A 16,106-nucleotide genomic window follows, 5' to 3' on the forward strand; every position below is an offset into this window, starting at 1 on the left:
GAGTCTTAGGCGCGAAGGAGCGTCCCATGGAATGGATTCGTCCGGACAGCCCCACCTATGACGAGGCCCGGAAACTCTTCAACGCGATGATCGACCGCAGGCCGGCGGTGATCGCCAAATGTTCTGATCCCGGCGAGGTCGCTGAGGCACTCAGATACGCGCACAACCACAATCTGGATGTCGCGGTTCGTTCAGGCGGCCATTCGGTGGCGGGCATGTCCACCAATGATGGCGGGCTGGTGGTCGATGTTCGCCCGATGAAGACCATCAGCGTCAACACAGAGGCGAAAACCGCTACAGCGGGTGCCGGGCTCACGTGGGGCGAGTTCGACCGCGCAACCCAGCAGTACGGCTTGGCAGTGACCGGCGGGCGAGCGTCCACCACGGGTGTCTCCGGCTTCACCTTGGGTGGGGGTTCGGGGTGGCTGGAGCGGTCCTACGGCTTTGCGTGCGACAACCTGCTTTCGGTGGACCTGGTCACAGCGTCCGGAGATCGGGTGACTGCCAGCCCGGGCGAAAATCCCGAGTTGTTTTGGGCACTCCACGGCGGAGGCGGGAACTTCGGAGTGGCAACGTCCCTGACCTTCAAACTGCACGACGTCGGCCCCACCGTGATGGCCGGCCTGATGCTGTTTCCTGGTGAGGATGCCACGGATTTGTCCCGCGCCTACCGCCAACTCGCCCTTGACGCGCCCGACGCCGTAGGGACTGCACTCGTGTACCTCACTGCTCCACCGGAAGAGTTCGTCCCGGAGGACATGGTGGGCAAGCTCGCCGTCGGCATGGCCTACATCCATGCCGGTGATGTTGAGGCGGGCGAGGAACACGCCAAACCGTTCAAGGAACTCGGTCCGAGTGTTGATCTGGTGTCACCCATGGGTTACGCCGACTTCCAGTGCATGATCGATGACCCCCCGGACCACTACAACTACTGGAGCGCGGACTATCACAACGAACTCTCTGACGATGCCCTGGACGTGCTGGTGGACTCTGCCCAACGCCTTCCAGGACCGAATTCCCAGCAGTTGGTGGCACGTTGGGGCGGAGCAGTGGCTGGGCCCGCTGCGGCGAACACACCGCTGCAACACCGCGGCGCAGCATGGGTCAGCCATCCGTTCGGCCTGTCCGAAACAAGGGAGGGCGGTCAAGAGGCCAAAGCGTGGGTGAAGCAATTCAGGCAAGACATCGCTCCCCACACCACGGGAGGAGTGTGGCTGAACTTCATCGGCGACGAAGGCCAGGACCGCATCATGGCTGCTTACGGCGAACAGAACTACCGGCGGCTGTCCAAGGTGAAAGCTCAGTTCGATCCGGACAACGTGTTCCGCGGCAACCAGAACATCCTGCCCGCCGAGCGCTGACATTTCCCTAGGCTCCTTCCCAGTTGCCGTGAACAGTACGGGCAGTGAAGCCCGAATTTCCGGGGCGGCAGCACGGCGGTAGACGTCCCGACGGCCGGCAACTGGGAAGGATCGCTTGGGACTACACTTTGGCAATGGCCGTCTACATCGATCCGCCCTTGTGGCCAGCGCACGGGACCTTTTTTTCGCATCTGGTATCGGATTCATCGCTGGATGAGCTTCATGCTTTCGCAACCGCTGCCGGGGTTCCGGAGAGGGCCTTCGACGGAGACCATTACGACGTTCCCGAACGGCGGTACGACGACCTGGTCCTTGCTGGCGCCATCCCCGTTGAGGCTCGGATCCTGGTCCGTAAACTCATCGCCAGCGGGCTGCGGATTCCTGCGCGGGAACGGAGCAAAGCCTTGACGGTCCCTCTGATGGAGCGATGGAACAGCATCTTTCCCGGCTACGAGGAGTTGGGCCTGGAACTCCTGGAACGGTGGGGCGAGGACGGCCGGAAGTATCACAGCCGCACCCACCTCCTGGCTGTTCTTGAGGCCTTGGACGTTCTCACCGAACCAGCCTTGCCTGCACGGACCGTTTCCTTGGCGGCGTGGTTTCACGACGCCGTTTATGAAGGCGTGGCCGGCCAGGATGAGGAAGAATCAGCCCTGTTGGCCGAGGACCGGCTGACCGCCGCCGGGCTCTCCGCCGTCGACGTGGCCGAAGTGGCGCGGCTGGTCCGGCTCACGTCCTCGCACTCCCCCGAGCCCGGTGACCATGCCGGCGCCCTGCTCTGCGACGCCGATCTCTCCGTCCTCGGTGGCGACGAGCAAGCCTACGCCCGGTATCTGGCGGCCGTCCGCGAAGACTACGCGCACGTCAGCGACGCCGACTTCGCGAAGGGCCGCGCCGCCGTCGTGCGTCATCTTCTGGGACTTGATCCGTTGTTCCATGGCGAACGCGCCAAGGCGCTCTGGCTCGACGCCGCGCGCCGCAACCTCGCCGGCGAACTCGCGTGAGTGGTTCCATCAGCGAACCTGGCGCACCGCAGCGGCAGCTTCCGTACGCAGTCCGGTTTGAGTGGGGGCTCGACGGCGCCCGCGCGGTAGTGCCCGGAGCCGACCTTGCGGTGGTGGTTGACGTTCTCTCTTTCACCACGTGCGTGAGTGTCGCGGTGGACCGCGGGGCCATAGTGTTTCCCTACCCGTTGCGGGATGCGGCGGCGAGCGAGTTCGCGGTCCGTCATGATGCCCTGCTCGCGGGACCCCGGGGTTCTGAAGGCCTGAGCTTGTCGCCGTCCAGCCTCCGCCGGGCCCGCGTGCTGGATCGCGTGGTTCTCCCCTCTCCCAACGGGTCGACCATCAGCCACGAACTTGCTTCATCGGCTCGCCAAGTGGTGGCGGTCTCGCTCAGGAATGCCGCAGCGACGGCCGACTGGGTCCACGCCACCTTGCCCCCAGAGGCCGTGATCGCCGTGATAGCAGCGGGCGAAAAGTGGACGGACGGGGCGTTGCGGCCGGCGTTGGAGGATCAGCTCGGAGCCGGTGCGTTCATCGCCGGGTTGGCAGCGACCGGGCGACGAAGTCTCTCCCCGGAGGCGGCTGCTGCTGCGGCGGCCTTCGACGCCGCCGAGCCCCGGCTGGCCGCCATTCTTCGGGGCTGTTCCAGTGGACGCGAACTGATCGACGCCGGTTTTGCGGACGATGTCAGCATCGCGGCGGAGTTGGACGGCAGTTCCGTGGTGGCCCTGCTTCGGGACGGGGCTTTTCAGGCTGGGTAGGCGTTGATGGTCACTCGCCAGGGTATCGGCGCGCACATGGCCCGAGCTAGCATAGAGGTGTGACCTCCTACCTCCTGAGTTCCGCCCGTGCCGAAATGCCTCTGGCCCGTCCCGATGTTGAACATGTCCTGGCCGTCCGCGGCGCGGGTGGCTACCGTCAGTACCGCATCCCGGCGCTTGCCATCAGCGCGCGGGGCACGGTGTTGGCCGCCTACGACGGCCGCCCTAATCTGGACGACCTGCCCAATCCCATCGATCTACTCCTGCGTCGCAGCTATGACAACGGGGTCACGTGGGAGCCGCAGCAGCTTGTCCGCACGGGTTCCGGGTTGCACGGTTTTGGTGATCCGAGCCTGCTGGTGGACGCCGAAACCGGCCGCATCTTCATGTTCCACGCCGCCGGGACGCACGCGGGCTTCTTCGAGGCCGTGGCGGGTTTGGAGCCGGATGACGACGTGCAGCATGCGGACGTCAGCTTCTCAGACGACGACGGCGACAGCTGGCAGCACCGGCGGCTTACCGGCCAGCTCAAGGGGCGCGGGGTGACAGGCCTTTTCGCTGCGGCAGGACAAGGAATCCAGATGCACGCCGGGCCTTTTGCGGGCAGGTTGGTGCAGCAGTACGTGGTGTTGGTGGACGGTTCCATCATGGCCGCATCTGCGTTCAGCGACGACCACGGCGAAACGTGGGCCTTGGGTGGGCTGATTGGTCCGGGTCCCTCCGGGATCGGGCCCAATGAAAACAAAGTTGTGTGCCTAAACGATGGCCGGCTGCTCCTGCATTCACGGGCAACGCCGTGCCGATTGTCCGCTGTATCCGAGGACGGCGGGCTTTCGTGGAGTCCGTTGCAGGCTGTTTCAGAGTTGCCGGACCCCAGCGACAACGGTTCCTTGGCGCGCTTCGACGGTCTGCCCTGTGTGGCTGCTTTTGCAAGGCCGGAGACCTCATCCTGGCTGCTCGCGAGCAACAACCACGACCCCCATCTGCGTCGCAACACTGTCCTGAGCCTCTCCCCCGACAACGGCGCCACCTGGCCCGCCAAGCTGTTGCTGTGCGGAGGCAGTTCGGCGTATTCGACGGTGACGCGGCTCCCTGACGGGAACATCGGGGTTCTCTATGAACGGCAGGGGTACCGGGAGATCGTGTTCGCGTCGATCCCTGCCGAGCAGCTGACGGAGCAGCTGTCCGCTACTCCGCATCCAGTTTCGGATGCCTCGGAATCCACTGGCTTGGCGTTCGACATGGAGCTCCGGTGCATCACCCCAGGCACGCCCGCCGTGTGGCAGAACGCCGGCGACTTCCACCTGATCCCCTCCAACAGCGACGGCGAATGGGATGTGCAGACCTGGAAGGAAATCGGCCAAGGCTACGCCGGGGACCAGGTTCTTGGCACGCGGGAGGCGCAGGACCTCAACTACGGCCCCATCATCCCAGGCTACAAAGCCGGGGACATCCTCGCCTTCACCGGACGCGTCCGTAACTCAGGCACTAAGCCGGCTGCCGGCGTCGTACTTCTCGGACCGCACCACAACGCCGGTGGGTTCCCGCCTGCGGACCTGCTGCCCGGCGAACACGCCCTCTATTTCACGCCCACATACACCGTCACCGAGGCGGACCTGGAGCGCAGCACCTTGGAACTCGTGTTCACAGCAGAAGCCGACGGCGGAACGGCGCGTTTGGAGCGGGCGTTCCGTTTCGACCTGCGCACCGGCGCCGTGGTGGCTTCCTAGCGGCGGCGCACCTTAGCGGTAGGTGCTGACGAACGGCTGGTTGGTGGGCACGATCTGCTTGCCCAGCGGCATCAGGGACACCGGGATGAGCTTCAGGTTGGCGATGGCCAGCGGGATGCCAATGATGGTGATGGCCATGGCAAACGCGGTGACCACGTGGCCGATCGCGATCCAGATGCCCGCGACGAGCAGCCAGATCACGTTGCCGAGGAGCGCGAACACCCCGGCTCCTCCCGGCTTCTCCACCACCATTTGGCCAAAGGGCCACAGGCAGTAAGCACCGATCCGGAACGAAGCGATGCCCCACGGGATGGTCACGATGAGTACGCAGCAAATGATGCCCGCCGCGAAGTAACCCAAGGCCAGCCAGAACCCACCAAAGACGAGCCAGATGATGTTAAGGAGCGTTTTCATAGTTCCCATTCTCCCCTGTGGGCCTGACAAAAAGCCTAGGGGTCTGCCCTGATTCTTCCCTGACCTGTGGATGTGTTTCTGTGCGGCTCAGGCCAGCAGTTCGTCCAGCTTGTCGAACGAGGTGCTCCAGCCATCGCGGGTCATGTCCACCCACTCCTGGGATTCGAAGGGTCCCTGGGTGACGTTCATGCGGGTACGGCCGTTGAGGTCCTCGAATTCCAGTCGCATCTCCTCGAATTCGTGATCGGCATCCGGAGCAGCTTTGGCTTTCGCGACCAGAAGAGCCGGGGTTTCCAACTCCGTAATCACGGCTTCGATGGGGGCTTCCTGCTCGCCGTCCTCGTCCGACCACACCATGACCACCTGCCAGATGCCTCCCACCCGCGGCTCAACGATGATTTTCTCCCGGGGAGCTTCCACTTCCGCGGGACCGAACCACTGCGCAAGCTTGTCCGGCTCCATCCAGGCGTCGAAAACCTTCTCACGAGGGGAATCAAACTCGCGGCTCATGGTCAGGGTGAAGTGTTCCGTGCTCATTGCTTGACTCCTGGTATCCGTGTGATTCGTTCTCTTGGGAGCGAGTCTAGAGGGTGCCACCGGAAACGTCTCGGGAAGTGAGAGAGCGATCCGTTCAAGCACGCGGGATGTGAGAGAGGGTCAGGCTTTCGCGGCTTCGACGAACGCGCGGATCTTGGCCAGGTCCTTCACACCGCGGGATGACTCGACACCGGAGGACACATCCACACCCCACGCGCCGGCCGCAGTTGCTGCGAAGGCTACGTTGCCCGATTCGAGGCCACCGGCGAGCAGCCACTCGCGGCCGTCGAGCCCTTTGGCACGGACCGATGCGTAGTCCCAAGCCTCTCCCGACCCCGGAACCGCGGCGTCAACCAAGAACACATCCTCGCCCAGGTTTGCGAACTCGTCCTGGGAGGCACCCATGGTGACGGCGCGGATGAGCCGCATCCCGGCGTCGTGCACTGTTTTTACGTCGTCCGCAGTCCGGTGACCGTGGAGCTGAACCCACTCGAGCCCAGCCGCACGGGCCGTGGCAACTGCATCAGCCGCGGATTCCTGCCGGAACACGCCCACTGCACGAACACCCTCCGGAACCAACGGGAGCAAAATGCGCACTTGATCCGGGCTGACTTCTCGCGGGCTGGCCGTGAGCACGAACCCCACGGCGTCAGCACCGGCGTCGACTGCTTCACGGACGGATTCAGGCGTGCTCAATCCGCACACTTTGACGAACATTCCCGTGCCTCCAGCCAAACTCGCAACGTTTTCCACATATGACGTTAGCAAGCCGCATTGCCAACGCAGAAGCGGTGTCCACCACTAGGCTGGTTGGATGGAGATCATCCGCTTTGCCGACATCCATCCTGAACCGTGGCGCAACGGGGGCGGGGTGACGCGTGAACTCGCCAGCCATCCGAAAGCGGCCTCAGCCCAGGACGGCGCATGGGATTGGCGCGTCAGCATCGCCGACGTCTCCGTAGCCGGCGATTTCTCCGTCTTCCCGGGCATGGAGCGCGTGATCACCATCATCGAGGGCGAACTGCTGCTGCTCACGGTGGACGGATCCGAACACCCGCTCGAGAAGTACCGTCCGTTCCGTTTCTCGGGCGAGGCTGCGTCGGGGGCCACCCTTCCGACCGGGAACATCCGGGATCTGAATGTCATTGCCCGGGTGGGAGCCTTCAAGGGCTACACGTCCATCGTGGAGATCTCCAAGAAGCGTGCGCACCCGGTCTTCGAGGGCCAGCTTGCCGTCCTGTTGGAGGGTAAAGCGACCGTTGCGCCCGGCGCGGCTGTGGAGGAACCCGCTGTGGAGGAAGAGTCCGACGGCGACTCCCCGGCAACCAGTGCGGTCGAACCTGTTGAGCTGTCACGGTACGACGCCGTGGTCGGCTCCGATACCCGAAGCCCGGAAATCTCGGGCCGCGGTTTCATCGCCGTGATTTCGATCGACCATGTGGAGGCCCACGCCTGAGGTGGTGACGTTAACCACCAGAAGTGGCCACCCCGCACGTGAGTTGCTAGCCTGAAATGAAGGTTCCGCTCTGGAACCTCCGGACGACGGTTCAGTACCCGGAATGCGACAAGACTGGCCAAAGGAAATGTCATGTCGTGGATAATTCTCATTCTTTCCGGAGCACTCGAGGCCGTCTGGGCCGCAGCGCTCCACCGCTCCAAGGGCTTCCGTAAACCCGTTCCGACCGTCGTCTTCCTGGTGTCCGTCATCGCCAGCATGGCCGGACTCGCCATCGCGATGCAGTCCATCCCCACAGGCACGGCTTATGCGGTGTGGGTTGGCGTCGGCGTCGTATTGACCGCAACGTACGCAATGGCCACCAACGTTGAACGTGCGACGACGGCCCGGCTGCTCCTGCTTGCCGGCATCGGCGCATGTGTGGTCGGCCTGAAGGTAGTGGCATAGCCATGACTGCGAACACGGCCAACACCAAGAACACCGGCAACGGAATCTTCTGGATCATCCTCCTGGCTTCAGCGCTGCTCGAAGCCGTCTGGGCCACCGCTTTGGGCCTGTCCAACGGCTTCACGCAGCTCACGCCAACCGTGGTGTTCATCATTACTGCGGTGTTGAGCATGCTGGGGCTGGGCATCGCGGTAAAGCGAATCCCCCTCGGCACCGCCTACGCGGTGTGGGTGGGCATCGGTGCAGCACTCACTGTCGGCTGGGCCATGATCACGGGCGTGGAGTCTGCGAGCCCGCTGAAGCTGCTCTTCATCGCGGGAATTGTGGGCTGTGCTGCCGGCCTGAAGGCTTTGCCTGCCGATAAGCCTGCAGCCAAAGCCGAGTAGCCAACACTCCGCGGTGGGCGCTGGCCCATTTCGATGGCTTGCTGCGCATTAGACGTCTCCTACCATCGAATGCACAGCAAGCCCCCGAATCGGGCTTCACCGCGAACACGGCCAAGGTCCATGTCAGGGAACCCAGCAGGAATACCCACCGCGTCCACGGAGTTCACGCCAACAAAGGGCCCTCTGGAACACCTACGCGCATAGGAGAAATTCATGACTGCAGTTCAACTCGGCGACGGCCTCAAGGTCAGCCCCCTCGGCTTCGGCGGGATGGCCCTGACCCCGGTCTACGGCGGAATCGATCCTGAAGACGGCCTGCAAACACTGAGGCATGCGGTGGACGCAGGTATCACGTTTATCGACACCGCAGATGTTTACGGTGCCGGCAGCAACGAGGAACTCGTGGGCAGGCTCCTGAAGGAGCGGCGCGACGAAATCCAGGTGGCCACGAAGTTTGGAATTGAGGGCAACCCCGCGGACGGGTACACGGGAGTCCGCGGGGATGCGCCCTACATCAGGCAAGCGGCGGAAGCGAGCCTCCGCCGCCTGGACACTGACGTGATTGACCTCTATTACCTGCACCGCCGAGACCTCCGCGTTCCGATAGTGGAAACCGTGGAGGCTATGGCGGAGCTGGTCCGTGAGGGCAAGGTCCGGCACCTCGGGCTGTCGGAAGTGACAGCCGAGGAACTCAGGCAAGCCAACGCAGTCCATCCCATTGCCGCGGTCCAGAGTGAGTGGTCAATCTGGAGCAGGGATGTTGAACTCAACGTTGTTCCTGCAGCCAAGGAACTTGGCGTGGGGTTCGTGCCGTATTCGCCGCTGGGCCGTGGTTTCCTTACAGGAACCGTCAGCGCGGGCGATCTGGGCGAGAACGATTTCCGCCACAAGATCCCCCGTTTTGGTGGCGAGGCACTTGATGCGAACCAGGCCGTGGTGGCCGCGGTTCGCGAGGTAGCCAGCGGGCTGGATGCAACTCCGGCCCAGGTAGCCCTGGCTTGGCTGTTCGCCCAAGGTCAGCGCCTTGGGATTTCCGTGGTTCCCATCCCCGGCACGCGCAAAACGCACCGGATCGACGAGAACCTGGGGGCACTGTCCCTGCAACTGGGAACAGCACAACTTGAGGTGCTCGACCAGGCCGCGGCCGCCGTCGTGGGTTCACGATCGGCCGACCCCAACTGGGTGTCACAGGGCCGCGAAGCCAACCCGGCAACTGCATAGACTGACACGATGGATTCGCTTATTCACTCATTGCGTGACGTCACCATTCGCAGCATCTCCGTCAGCGAGATGAACAACAACGTGTACCTGTTGACCTCGAAGTCCACGGGTGCGCAGTTGTTGATCGACGCCGCCGACGACCTTCCGGCCATTCAGCAACTGCTCGAGGACAGCGCCGCGGACACGGCCACGAAGCCGAAACTGCTCCGGATTTCCACCACCCACCAGCACTGGGACCACGTCCGGGCGCTGCCGGAGTTGGTCGCCTTTACCGGTGCCAGCACTTCCGCAGGAGCGGACGACGCCGATGCGTTGCCTGTTCCGGTGGATGTCCGGCTTGGTCACGGCGACGTTGAGCGGTTTGACGACATCGAGATCACGGCAATCCACCTGCGTGGACACACCCCTGGCTCGATCGCCTTCGTGTACCAGGATCCGGACGGGCCGGCCCACATTTTCAGTGGGGACTCGTTGTTTCCGGGAGGCGTCGGCAACACGCAGAAAGATCCTGCACGCTTCACTTCACTGTTGAACGACGTGTCGGAACGACTGTTCGACGCCTATCCGGACGATACCCTGGTGCACCCGGGCCATGGATTACCCACGACCCTCGGAGCCGAGCGGCCACACCTTGCGGAGTGGCGCGCCCGAGGCTGGTAACTTGCGAGGCCTGCTCTGCGCACTATTCCTCCTGGAAAGCGCGCAGAGTGGGCCTCACAACGTTGAGCCCTGGAGTTGCGGGGCCTGCTCTGCGCACTATTCCTCCCGGAAAGCGTGCAGAGCGGGCCTCACAACGGGAGGTTAGCGGCCGCGACGCTCGTTGGACGCGGGAGCCGAAGCACGACGCGGGCCGCTGCGTGCCGGACGACCTGCGCCGGAGCCACCGCGGCCGGAGTTGCCGGAGGCACCCGAACCGTAGGATCCACCGGACGCAGCGCCCGTAGCAGAGGACCATACGGCCTTGTTCCCACCGGTACGCGTGGAGGTGGTGGACGCCGTGCGCGGAGCCGAAGCTGAGCGCTGACCCGTAGCCGGACGACCGCTCCTGCCGCTCTGGCCCTGCGAGCCGGGAACGTCGTTGCGGTGAGTGGAAGCTGCCTTGCCGCGACCGCGTGAGCTGCGGGCGACGTCGTCGTTCATTGCTGCCCGACGCTCAGCGCGGTTGACGTCCGTACGAACCGGCTCAGCCGCGACCTTGCCGCGTCCGTTGCGGCCGCCACGGCCACCAGCGGTGGGAGCAGCCTGCGTAGAACGGCGTGCGCGCTTGCGCTGGGCGTTGGCGCCGGTGGACGTGCCTCCACCCTGCGGGGCTTTCGCCGCGAGGAGGGCTGCACGGGTGCGGGGATCAACCTTGTCAGCGATGTCGCCCACGAGCTCGGCAACCAACGGGGAGTTGGCCGTGACGCGCTCGAAGTTGACGTCAACGCCGGCAGCCTTCATGAGCTTCTTGACGTCGCTCTGCTGCTCGGGGAGGGTCAGCGTAACCACAGTGCCATCGGAACCTGCGCGGGCCGTACGGCCAGAGCGGTGCAGGTAAGCCTTGTGCTCTGTGGGCGGGTCCACGTGGATGACGAGTTCGACGTCGTCAACGTGCACGCCGCGGGCTGCGACGTCGGTGGCCACCAGGACGCGGACGTCACCGTTGGAGAACTCGGCAAGGTTGCGGTCGCGGGCGTTCTGCGACAGGTTGCCGTGAAGGTCGACGGCGGGGATGCCGGCGTCGGTGAGGGTCTTGGCAAGCTTACGGGCGTGGTGCTTGGTCCGCATGAAGAGGACGCGGCGACCGGCACCGGAGGCCAGTTCAACGATGAGCTGCTTCTTGACGGTCTGGTCGTTGACCACCAGGACGTGGTGTTCCATGGTGGTGACAGCGGCCTGGGGATCGTCCACGGAGTGCGTCAGCGGGTTGGAAAGGTAACGGTTGACCAGTTTGTCAACACCGTTATCCAACGTCGCGGAGAAGAGCAGGCGCTGACCCTGGGTGGGGGTCATGTCCATGAGCTTCTTGACGACCGGGAGGAAGCCGAGGTCGGCCATGTGGTCGGCCTCGTCCAGCACGGTGACCTCAACGGCTTCGAGGGTCAGGATGCGCTGGCGGATCAGGTCTTCGAGGCGGCCCGGGCAGGCGATGACGATGTCGACGCCGGCGCGCAGTGCCTTTTCCTGGCGTGCCTGGGAGATGCCGCCGTAGATCACCGTGGTGTTCAGGCCCATGGCCTTGGCCAGCGGCTCAATGGTGGCGTTGATCTGGGTTGCCAGTTCACGCGTCGGTGCAAGGACGAGGCCCATGGGGCGGCCCGGCTTGCGGAAGTGCTTTGCTTCGCGCTCGGCCAAGCGGGCCACGAGCGGGATCGCGAAAGCGATGGTCTTGCCGGAACCGGTGCGGCCCCGGCCCAGAACGTCGCGGCCTGCGAGCGTATCCGGGAGGGTCTTCACCTGGATGGGGAATGCCTCTTCGATGCCATCTGCGGCAAGAGACTCAGCAATGGGCTTGGGCGTGCCAAGGGCAGCAAAAGTAGTCATAAACTTCATGTCTTTCGGGCGGTGTCCAGTTGCGGACATCGGCCCCCGACGCCGGTTGGGCCAGGGGTTCGCCGAGGAAAAGTCAGGTGGTCTACCGATTCGCTTCAACAGCGGTGGCCGGGACCAAATAGAACGCGTTCATCGACGCAGGATGTGCCTCTCACATGAAAAATGCCCCGCCGCGCAGCCTTTCAGGCCACCTGCTTTAGGGCGTCACCGCACATCAAGTGTTCCCAGCTTAGCAGTGATCGGCGCGAAGCCTTGCATCGGGGCAGGTCAGGCTCCCGTTGCGAGGCCCGCTTTACACGCATCCGGGCTCGAATAACGTGCAGAGCAGGCCTCACAACTCACCCACCCTGCCTTGCGAGGCCTGCTTTACACGCATCCCGGCTCGAATAACGTGCAGAGCGGGCCTCACAACTCACCTACCCCGGGTTGCGGGGCCTGCTTTGCACGGCTCAGGGCCCACATTGCGCGCAGAGCGGGCCCCGCAACGGGTCAGGAGTGGTGCGTCAGCTCGGGCTGTGCTTCCGGAGCACCCTTCCCAGCATCCGGGGTGGCTGCACCGGCGGCGACCCGCGGCGCAATCAGCACTCCAGCTACGGCGATCACTCCGGCCAGCGCGAAGACCCCCGCGAAGGAGTTAGCGGTCACGGCAGCAAACACGAGTCCCGTAGCAGCGAGGGCAAGGGCTCCCCCGATGGAATCGGAGATGGACATGGCCGCGCTGTTGAAACCCTGGTTTTCGGGGGTGGACAGTGCCAACGTCATGACGGACAACCGCGGGTACATCAGGCCCATCCCACCGCCCGCGAGGATCCAGCCGCCGATCGCCACGGCCGCGGGCAGGGCAAACGCGGCCGTCACCAGCGTGGAGATCACGGCAACCAGCACCAGCGCGGCCCCGATTTTCACGGCCAGATCATCCGCCAGCCGAGCACCAAGACGCCCCTGAACGGCAGAAGCCCCAGCCCAGGCCAGAGCGGCGCCCGTCAGCGTGAGCCCGGCAAATGTCGGCGTGAACGCGTAACGCTCAGTCAACAGGTACGGCAGGTACACCTCGGCCCCAAAGAACGCCGCAGATGCGAGCCCGCGCACCAAAATCACGCTGGGCAACCCTCTGCGTGCGGTCAACGTTCCGCGGGGCACCAGTGGGCGGACCGCCATCAGTGCAAGGACAAGCGCGACGACGGCAATCGCCCCGCCCACGCCCGGAACCTCCGCGGACAGGTTCAGCCCCAGGACAGCGACGGCGGCGAGCGCCGCCCAGCCCATGCGGCCAAAAGCCCACGGGACGGCAACAGTAGGGGGTTCGGCTTTCATCCCCCGGACAGCCGGAACCACCATCAGCAGCGCCGGCACCACCAGGCCAACCACCCCGAGGAACACCCAGTGCCAGCTGCTCAATTGGGCCACGACACCTGCGGCGAAGGGGCCCACCAAGGACGGAACCACCCAGGATGCGGCGAAGGCCGCAAAGATCTTGGGGTGCAGTGCGGGCGGGTAGACGCGGGCCACCAACACGTAGAGGGCAACAGTCATTGCCCCTCCACCGAGCCCCTGCACCAGCCGTCCCAGGACCAGGATTTCCATGGTGCCTGCCATGCCGGCGATCAGCAGACCCGCCACGAACAACGCCACCGAGGAATACAGGGGCGCCGCCGGACCACGGCGATCGGACCAGTTACCCGCGGCCACCATGCCCATCACGCCTGTTGCCAGCGGCCCGGCAAAGGCCAGTGCGTACAGGCTGGCTCCGTCGAGGTCGCGGCTCACCAGCGGCATGATGGTGGTTACTGCGAGGGACTCGAACGCGCTGAGGAATACCAGCGCGCAGGCACCCACGGTGGCCAGCAAGTAGGGGCGGCTCAGAATCCCGGCCGTTGAGGTGTCAGAGGTCATGGTGGTTACCCTAGAACCTCAACTAATGTTGAGGTCAATCCACCGCCCTCCACCGGAAGCAATCCCATGTCGCAAGCCCCAACCCACCGGCCACTCACCATTGGCGAGCTGTCCGAGCGCAGTGGAGTGTCGCCGTCGGCCCTTCATTTCTACGAACGCAACGGGCTCATCGAAGCCGAACGCACTGCCGGCAACCAGCGGCGGTACCGGCGCGACATGCTGCGGCGGGTCGCGTTCATCAAGACCTCGCAACGGGTGGGCCTGCCGTTGAAGGACATCCGCGAGGCGTTGGATTCCCTGCCGGACGGCCGGACCCCCACCAAGCGCGATTGGGCCAAACTGTCGCTGCGGTGGCGCGAGGAGTTGGACCAGCGGATCGCCGCACTGGAGCATCTGCGTAACGACCTTGACGGGTGCATCGGCTGTGGCTGCTTGAGCCTGAAATCGTGCACGCTGCAGAACCCGTCGGACGAGCTCGGTGCCTCCGGCGCCGGTGCCCAACGCTGGACTTTGCCGAACCAGCAACAGGCATTGCCTTCTGTCCGCCCGTAGCGGCACGCTTGGCATATGACTGAAATGACGCACGACGGCGGTACTCCCCTGAGCGAACACCCCACCAGTGCAGGCGCTCACCAGCACGGGCACCAGCATGAAGGAGCGCAGCAGCGCGGCCTCAACCTCCATGAGGACGCGGACAACGCCGTGGACATGTGGGATGGCATGTACCGGGAGCGGACCAAGGTCTGGAGCGGGAATCCCAACCCGCAACTGGTCGCTGAGGTCACTGGGCTGGAGCCGGGAAGGGCTGTGGACCTGGGCTCCGGGGAAGGCGGTGACGCTATTTGGTTGGCCCAGCAAGGCTGGACCGTCACCGCGTTGGACGTATCCGCCGTCGCGCTTGAACGGGCAGCTGCGCATGCAGCGGAAGCCGGCCAGGATGAACGCATCATCTGGCAGCAACAGGACCTTACCGAATGGGAGCCGGAGCCGGTCTTCGATCTGGTCTCGGCGCAATTCCTGCACTCACCCCTCCTGCCGTGGCGGGATTCCGTGGCATTGGCGGCAGCGGCAGTCGCGCCGGGTGGCACGTTGTTAATCGTGGGTCATCACCCGCACGGTCTCCCGTCGTGGAGCCACCACCACGACTCCGGCATGTTCTTCACTCCTGAACAGCTGGCGGGCGCCCTGAGGCTGGACCGCGAGCCGTGGTTCGTGAATGTCCTGACGGACCGCGAGCGCAAGGTCTCCGGCCCCAACGGCGAGTCCGGCAGCACCTTGGACACCGTCTTGAGGGCTACCAAGCACGCTTAGATACCGTCAGGCAGCAGCTCCCCATAGGGCGGAACCACCTTGCCCGTGGCAGTCGAGTCCGGGTTCAGCATCCACCCGACCCGCTTCGCCGTGTTCAGCATGACCACGCTCTCCACCAGTTCAATGCCGGGAATCCGCTGCTGGATGGTGAGTTCCATTTCCATGACCTCGGCGAGCGAGCGCAGCCACATGATCATGGTGAAGTTGGTGCGGCCAGTGGTGGATGCGGAGAAGCGGATGTTCCGAATGGCCCGGAGTTCTGTCGCGGCGGCTTCGTGTTCGCCTGCCGGAACGTTCGCGAACCATTGGACAGTGATGGGGAAGCCGGAGAACTGCTGGGCTATTTCGCAACGGAAGGACAGCATACGGCTGTTCAGGACCCGCCCCAGTTGGCGTTGGACCGTGGCGGGATTGCGGCCCAGAGCGCGGGCGATGTCTGCTGCCGTTGCCCGACCGTCGCGCGCGAGGAACGGGATGAGCGCCAAATGGCTCTCAGGGAGCGGGACCACGATGGCGTCCGGCGCTGACGGGTTGGCCGATTCGGGTCCGGCGAGCGCCCGGAGTGCCTGCTGCTCTGCCCTGGTGAGGACGTTGAGCCGCCACGCGTAGCCACTGGTGTGGATCCGTGTGCACAGTGCCGTGTGGTATTTGGTGAGTCCGCGGATCTCTTTCAGCCGGGGTAACAACTGGGTGCTGAACTGCTCCAGGTCCTGGGTGATGACCGTCAGGGTGAGGTCGCGGTTGCTGGCGGCCTCTTCAACGGTGATGACTTCGGGGAGCTGAGCCACGGCCGACGTGACATCCGGCCTCAGATGCATTTCGCAGTCGATATCCACCATGGCCAGGCACATGTCCTTGGGATCGCCCATCAGGTGCGCCGTGGTCCAGGCTGCCCCTGCGGACTTCAACCGCTCCCATCGTGACGCCAGCGTGGTGGCGTGGACGCCCAGGACTTCACCGGCCTCTGACCAGCTGATCCGGGGCGAAATCTGCAGGGCGTTGATCAGTCGCAGATCTTCTTCACTGAGCTCCATGAGCCAATTCTCCCAGAAG

Annotated in this window: 17 protein-coding genes and 1 riboswitch; of the genes, 11 read left to right on the plus strand and 6 right to left on the minus strand. The window is 64.6% G+C overall.

Features of this window, described 5'->3' with window-relative positions; genetic code table 11:
* Window positions 1-26 precede the first annotated feature (26 nt).
* From ABQM86_RS18310 to ABQM86_RS18325, 4 genes are all read left to right on the plus strand, one after another.
* Window positions 27-1,361 carry an FAD-binding oxidoreductase gene (locus tag ABQM86_RS18310; protein ID WP_369745215.1) on the plus strand — a complete coding sequence of 445 codons (1,335 nt, stop codon included), beginning with the start codon at window positions 27-29 and terminating at the stop codon, window positions 1,359-1,361.
* Window positions 1,362-1,495: 134 nt separating this feature from the next.
* A complete protein-coding gene (locus tag ABQM86_RS18315) occupies window positions 1,496-2,365 on the plus strand; it encodes a DUF4031 domain-containing protein (protein ID WP_369745216.1) in 870 nt (289 codons plus the stop codon).
* A complete protein-coding gene (locus ABQM86_RS18320; protein WP_207595013.1) occupies window positions 2,362-3,126 on the plus strand; it encodes a 2-phosphosulfolactate phosphatase in 765 nt (254 codons plus the stop codon). The genes ABQM86_RS18315 and ABQM86_RS18320 overlap by 4 nt, the downstream gene beginning before the upstream one ends.
* Before the next feature lie 59 nt (window positions 3,127-3,185).
* The gene (locus ABQM86_RS18325; protein WP_369745217.1) at window positions 3,186-4,856 is read left to right on the plus strand and encodes an exo-alpha-sialidase; all 1,671 of its coding nucleotides are present in this window, start codon (window positions 3,186-3,188) and stop codon (window positions 4,854-4,856) included.
* Window positions 4,857-4,868: 12 nt separating this feature from the next.
* On the opposite strand, the gene ABQM86_RS18330 is transcribed toward ABQM86_RS18325, so the two are convergent.
* The 3 genes from ABQM86_RS18330 to ABQM86_RS18340 form a co-directional block, all read right to left on the minus strand.
* Entirely contained in the window at window positions 4,869-5,270 is a 402-nt protein-coding gene (locus ABQM86_RS18330) for a YccF domain-containing protein (RefSeq protein WP_011776159.1), read from the minus strand.
* A gap of 87 nt (window positions 5,271-5,357) precedes the next feature.
* On the minus strand, window positions 5,358-5,807 hold the full coding sequence (locus ABQM86_RS18335; protein WP_207595017.1) for an SRPBCC domain-containing protein: 450 nt from the start codon (window positions 5,805-5,807) through the stop codon (window positions 5,358-5,360).
* 120 nt (window positions 5,808-5,927) lie between these two features.
* Entirely contained in the window at window positions 5,928-6,524 is a 597-nt protein-coding gene (locus ABQM86_RS18340) for a phosphoribosylanthranilate isomerase (protein WP_369745218.1), read from the minus strand.
* A gap of 97 nt (window positions 6,525-6,621) precedes the next feature.
* On the opposite strand from ABQM86_RS18340, the gene ABQM86_RS18345 reads away from it, so the two are divergent.
* The 5 genes from ABQM86_RS18345 to ABQM86_RS18365 all read left to right on the plus strand — a co-directional run bounded on the left by ABQM86_RS18345 (window position 6,622) and on the right by ABQM86_RS18365 (window position 9,977).
* Window positions 6,622-7,263: a HutD family protein gene (locus tag ABQM86_RS18345; protein ID WP_369745219.1), complete on the plus strand. Its 642-nt coding sequence runs from the start codon at window positions 6,622-6,624 to the stop codon at window positions 7,261-7,263.
* Between the two features lie 57 nt (window positions 7,264-7,320).
* Window positions 7,321-7,386, plus strand: a riboswitch (guanidine-III (ykkC-III) riboswitch).
* A 9-nt stretch (window positions 7,387-7,395) separates the two neighbouring features.
* On the plus strand, window positions 7,396-7,710 hold the full coding sequence (locus tag ABQM86_RS18350; RefSeq protein WP_369745220.1) for a multidrug efflux SMR transporter: 315 nt from the start codon (window positions 7,396-7,398) through the stop codon (window positions 7,708-7,710).
* Window positions 7,711-7,712: 2 nt separating this feature from the next.
* Window positions 7,713-8,096 carry a multidrug efflux SMR transporter gene (locus ABQM86_RS18355; RefSeq protein ID WP_369745221.1) on the plus strand — a complete coding sequence of 128 codons (384 nt, stop codon included), beginning with the start codon at window positions 7,713-7,715 and terminating at the stop codon, window positions 8,094-8,096.
* A gap of 213 nt (window positions 8,097-8,309) precedes the next feature.
* Window positions 8,310-9,317: an aldo/keto reductase gene (locus ABQM86_RS18360; RefSeq protein ID WP_207595025.1), complete on the plus strand. Its 1,008-nt coding sequence runs from the start codon at window positions 8,310-8,312 to the stop codon at window positions 9,315-9,317.
* A gap of 9 nt (window positions 9,318-9,326) precedes the next feature.
* Window positions 9,327-9,977 carry an MBL fold metallo-hydrolase gene (locus ABQM86_RS18365; RefSeq protein ID WP_369745222.1) on the plus strand — a complete coding sequence of 217 codons (651 nt, stop codon included), beginning with the start codon at window positions 9,327-9,329 and terminating at the stop codon, window positions 9,975-9,977.
* Window positions 9,978-10,118: 141 nt separating this feature from the next.
* Here ABQM86_RS18365 and ABQM86_RS18370 read toward each other — a convergent pair whose 3' ends face one another.
* Window positions 10,119-11,840 (minus strand): DEAD/DEAH box helicase, encoded by a 1,722-nt coding sequence (locus ABQM86_RS18370; RefSeq protein WP_207595029.1) that lies wholly within the window; start codon window positions 11,838-11,840, stop codon window positions 10,119-10,121.
* 498 nt (window positions 11,841-12,338) lie between these two features.
* Window positions 12,339-13,742, minus strand: coding sequence for an MFS transporter (locus ABQM86_RS18375; protein ID WP_369745223.1), 1,404 nt, complete (start codon window positions 13,740-13,742; stop codon window positions 12,339-12,341).
* 66 nt (window positions 13,743-13,808) lie between these two features.
* Here ABQM86_RS18375 and soxR point away from each other — a divergent pair, with 66 nt between their 5' ends.
* Both soxR and ABQM86_RS18385 read left to right on the plus strand, forming a co-directional pair.
* Window positions 13,809-14,294 (plus strand): redox-sensitive transcriptional activator SoxR, encoded by a 486-nt coding sequence (gene soxR / locus ABQM86_RS18380; protein ID WP_369745224.1) that lies wholly within the window; start codon window positions 13,809-13,811, stop codon window positions 14,292-14,294.
* 15 nt (window positions 14,295-14,309) lie between these two features.
* On the plus strand, window positions 14,310-15,053 hold the full coding sequence (locus ABQM86_RS18385; protein WP_369745225.1) for a cyclopropane-fatty-acyl-phospholipid synthase family protein: 744 nt from the start codon (window positions 14,310-14,312) through the stop codon (window positions 15,051-15,053).
* On the opposite strand, the gene ABQM86_RS18390 is transcribed toward ABQM86_RS18385, so the two are convergent.
* The gene (locus ABQM86_RS18390) at window positions 15,050-16,087 is read right to left on the minus strand and encodes an Lrp/AsnC family transcriptional regulator (RefSeq protein WP_280623858.1); all 1,038 of its coding nucleotides are present in this window, start codon (window positions 16,085-16,087) and stop codon (window positions 15,050-15,052) included. The two genes, ABQM86_RS18385 and ABQM86_RS18390, sit on opposite strands and share 4 nt — an antisense overlap.
* Window positions 16,088-16,106: the final 19 nt, after the last annotated feature.

Source organism: Paenarthrobacter sp. AMU7, from assembly GCF_041200195.1.
GTDB lineage: Bacteria > Actinomycetota > Actinomycetes > Actinomycetales > Micrococcaceae > Arthrobacter.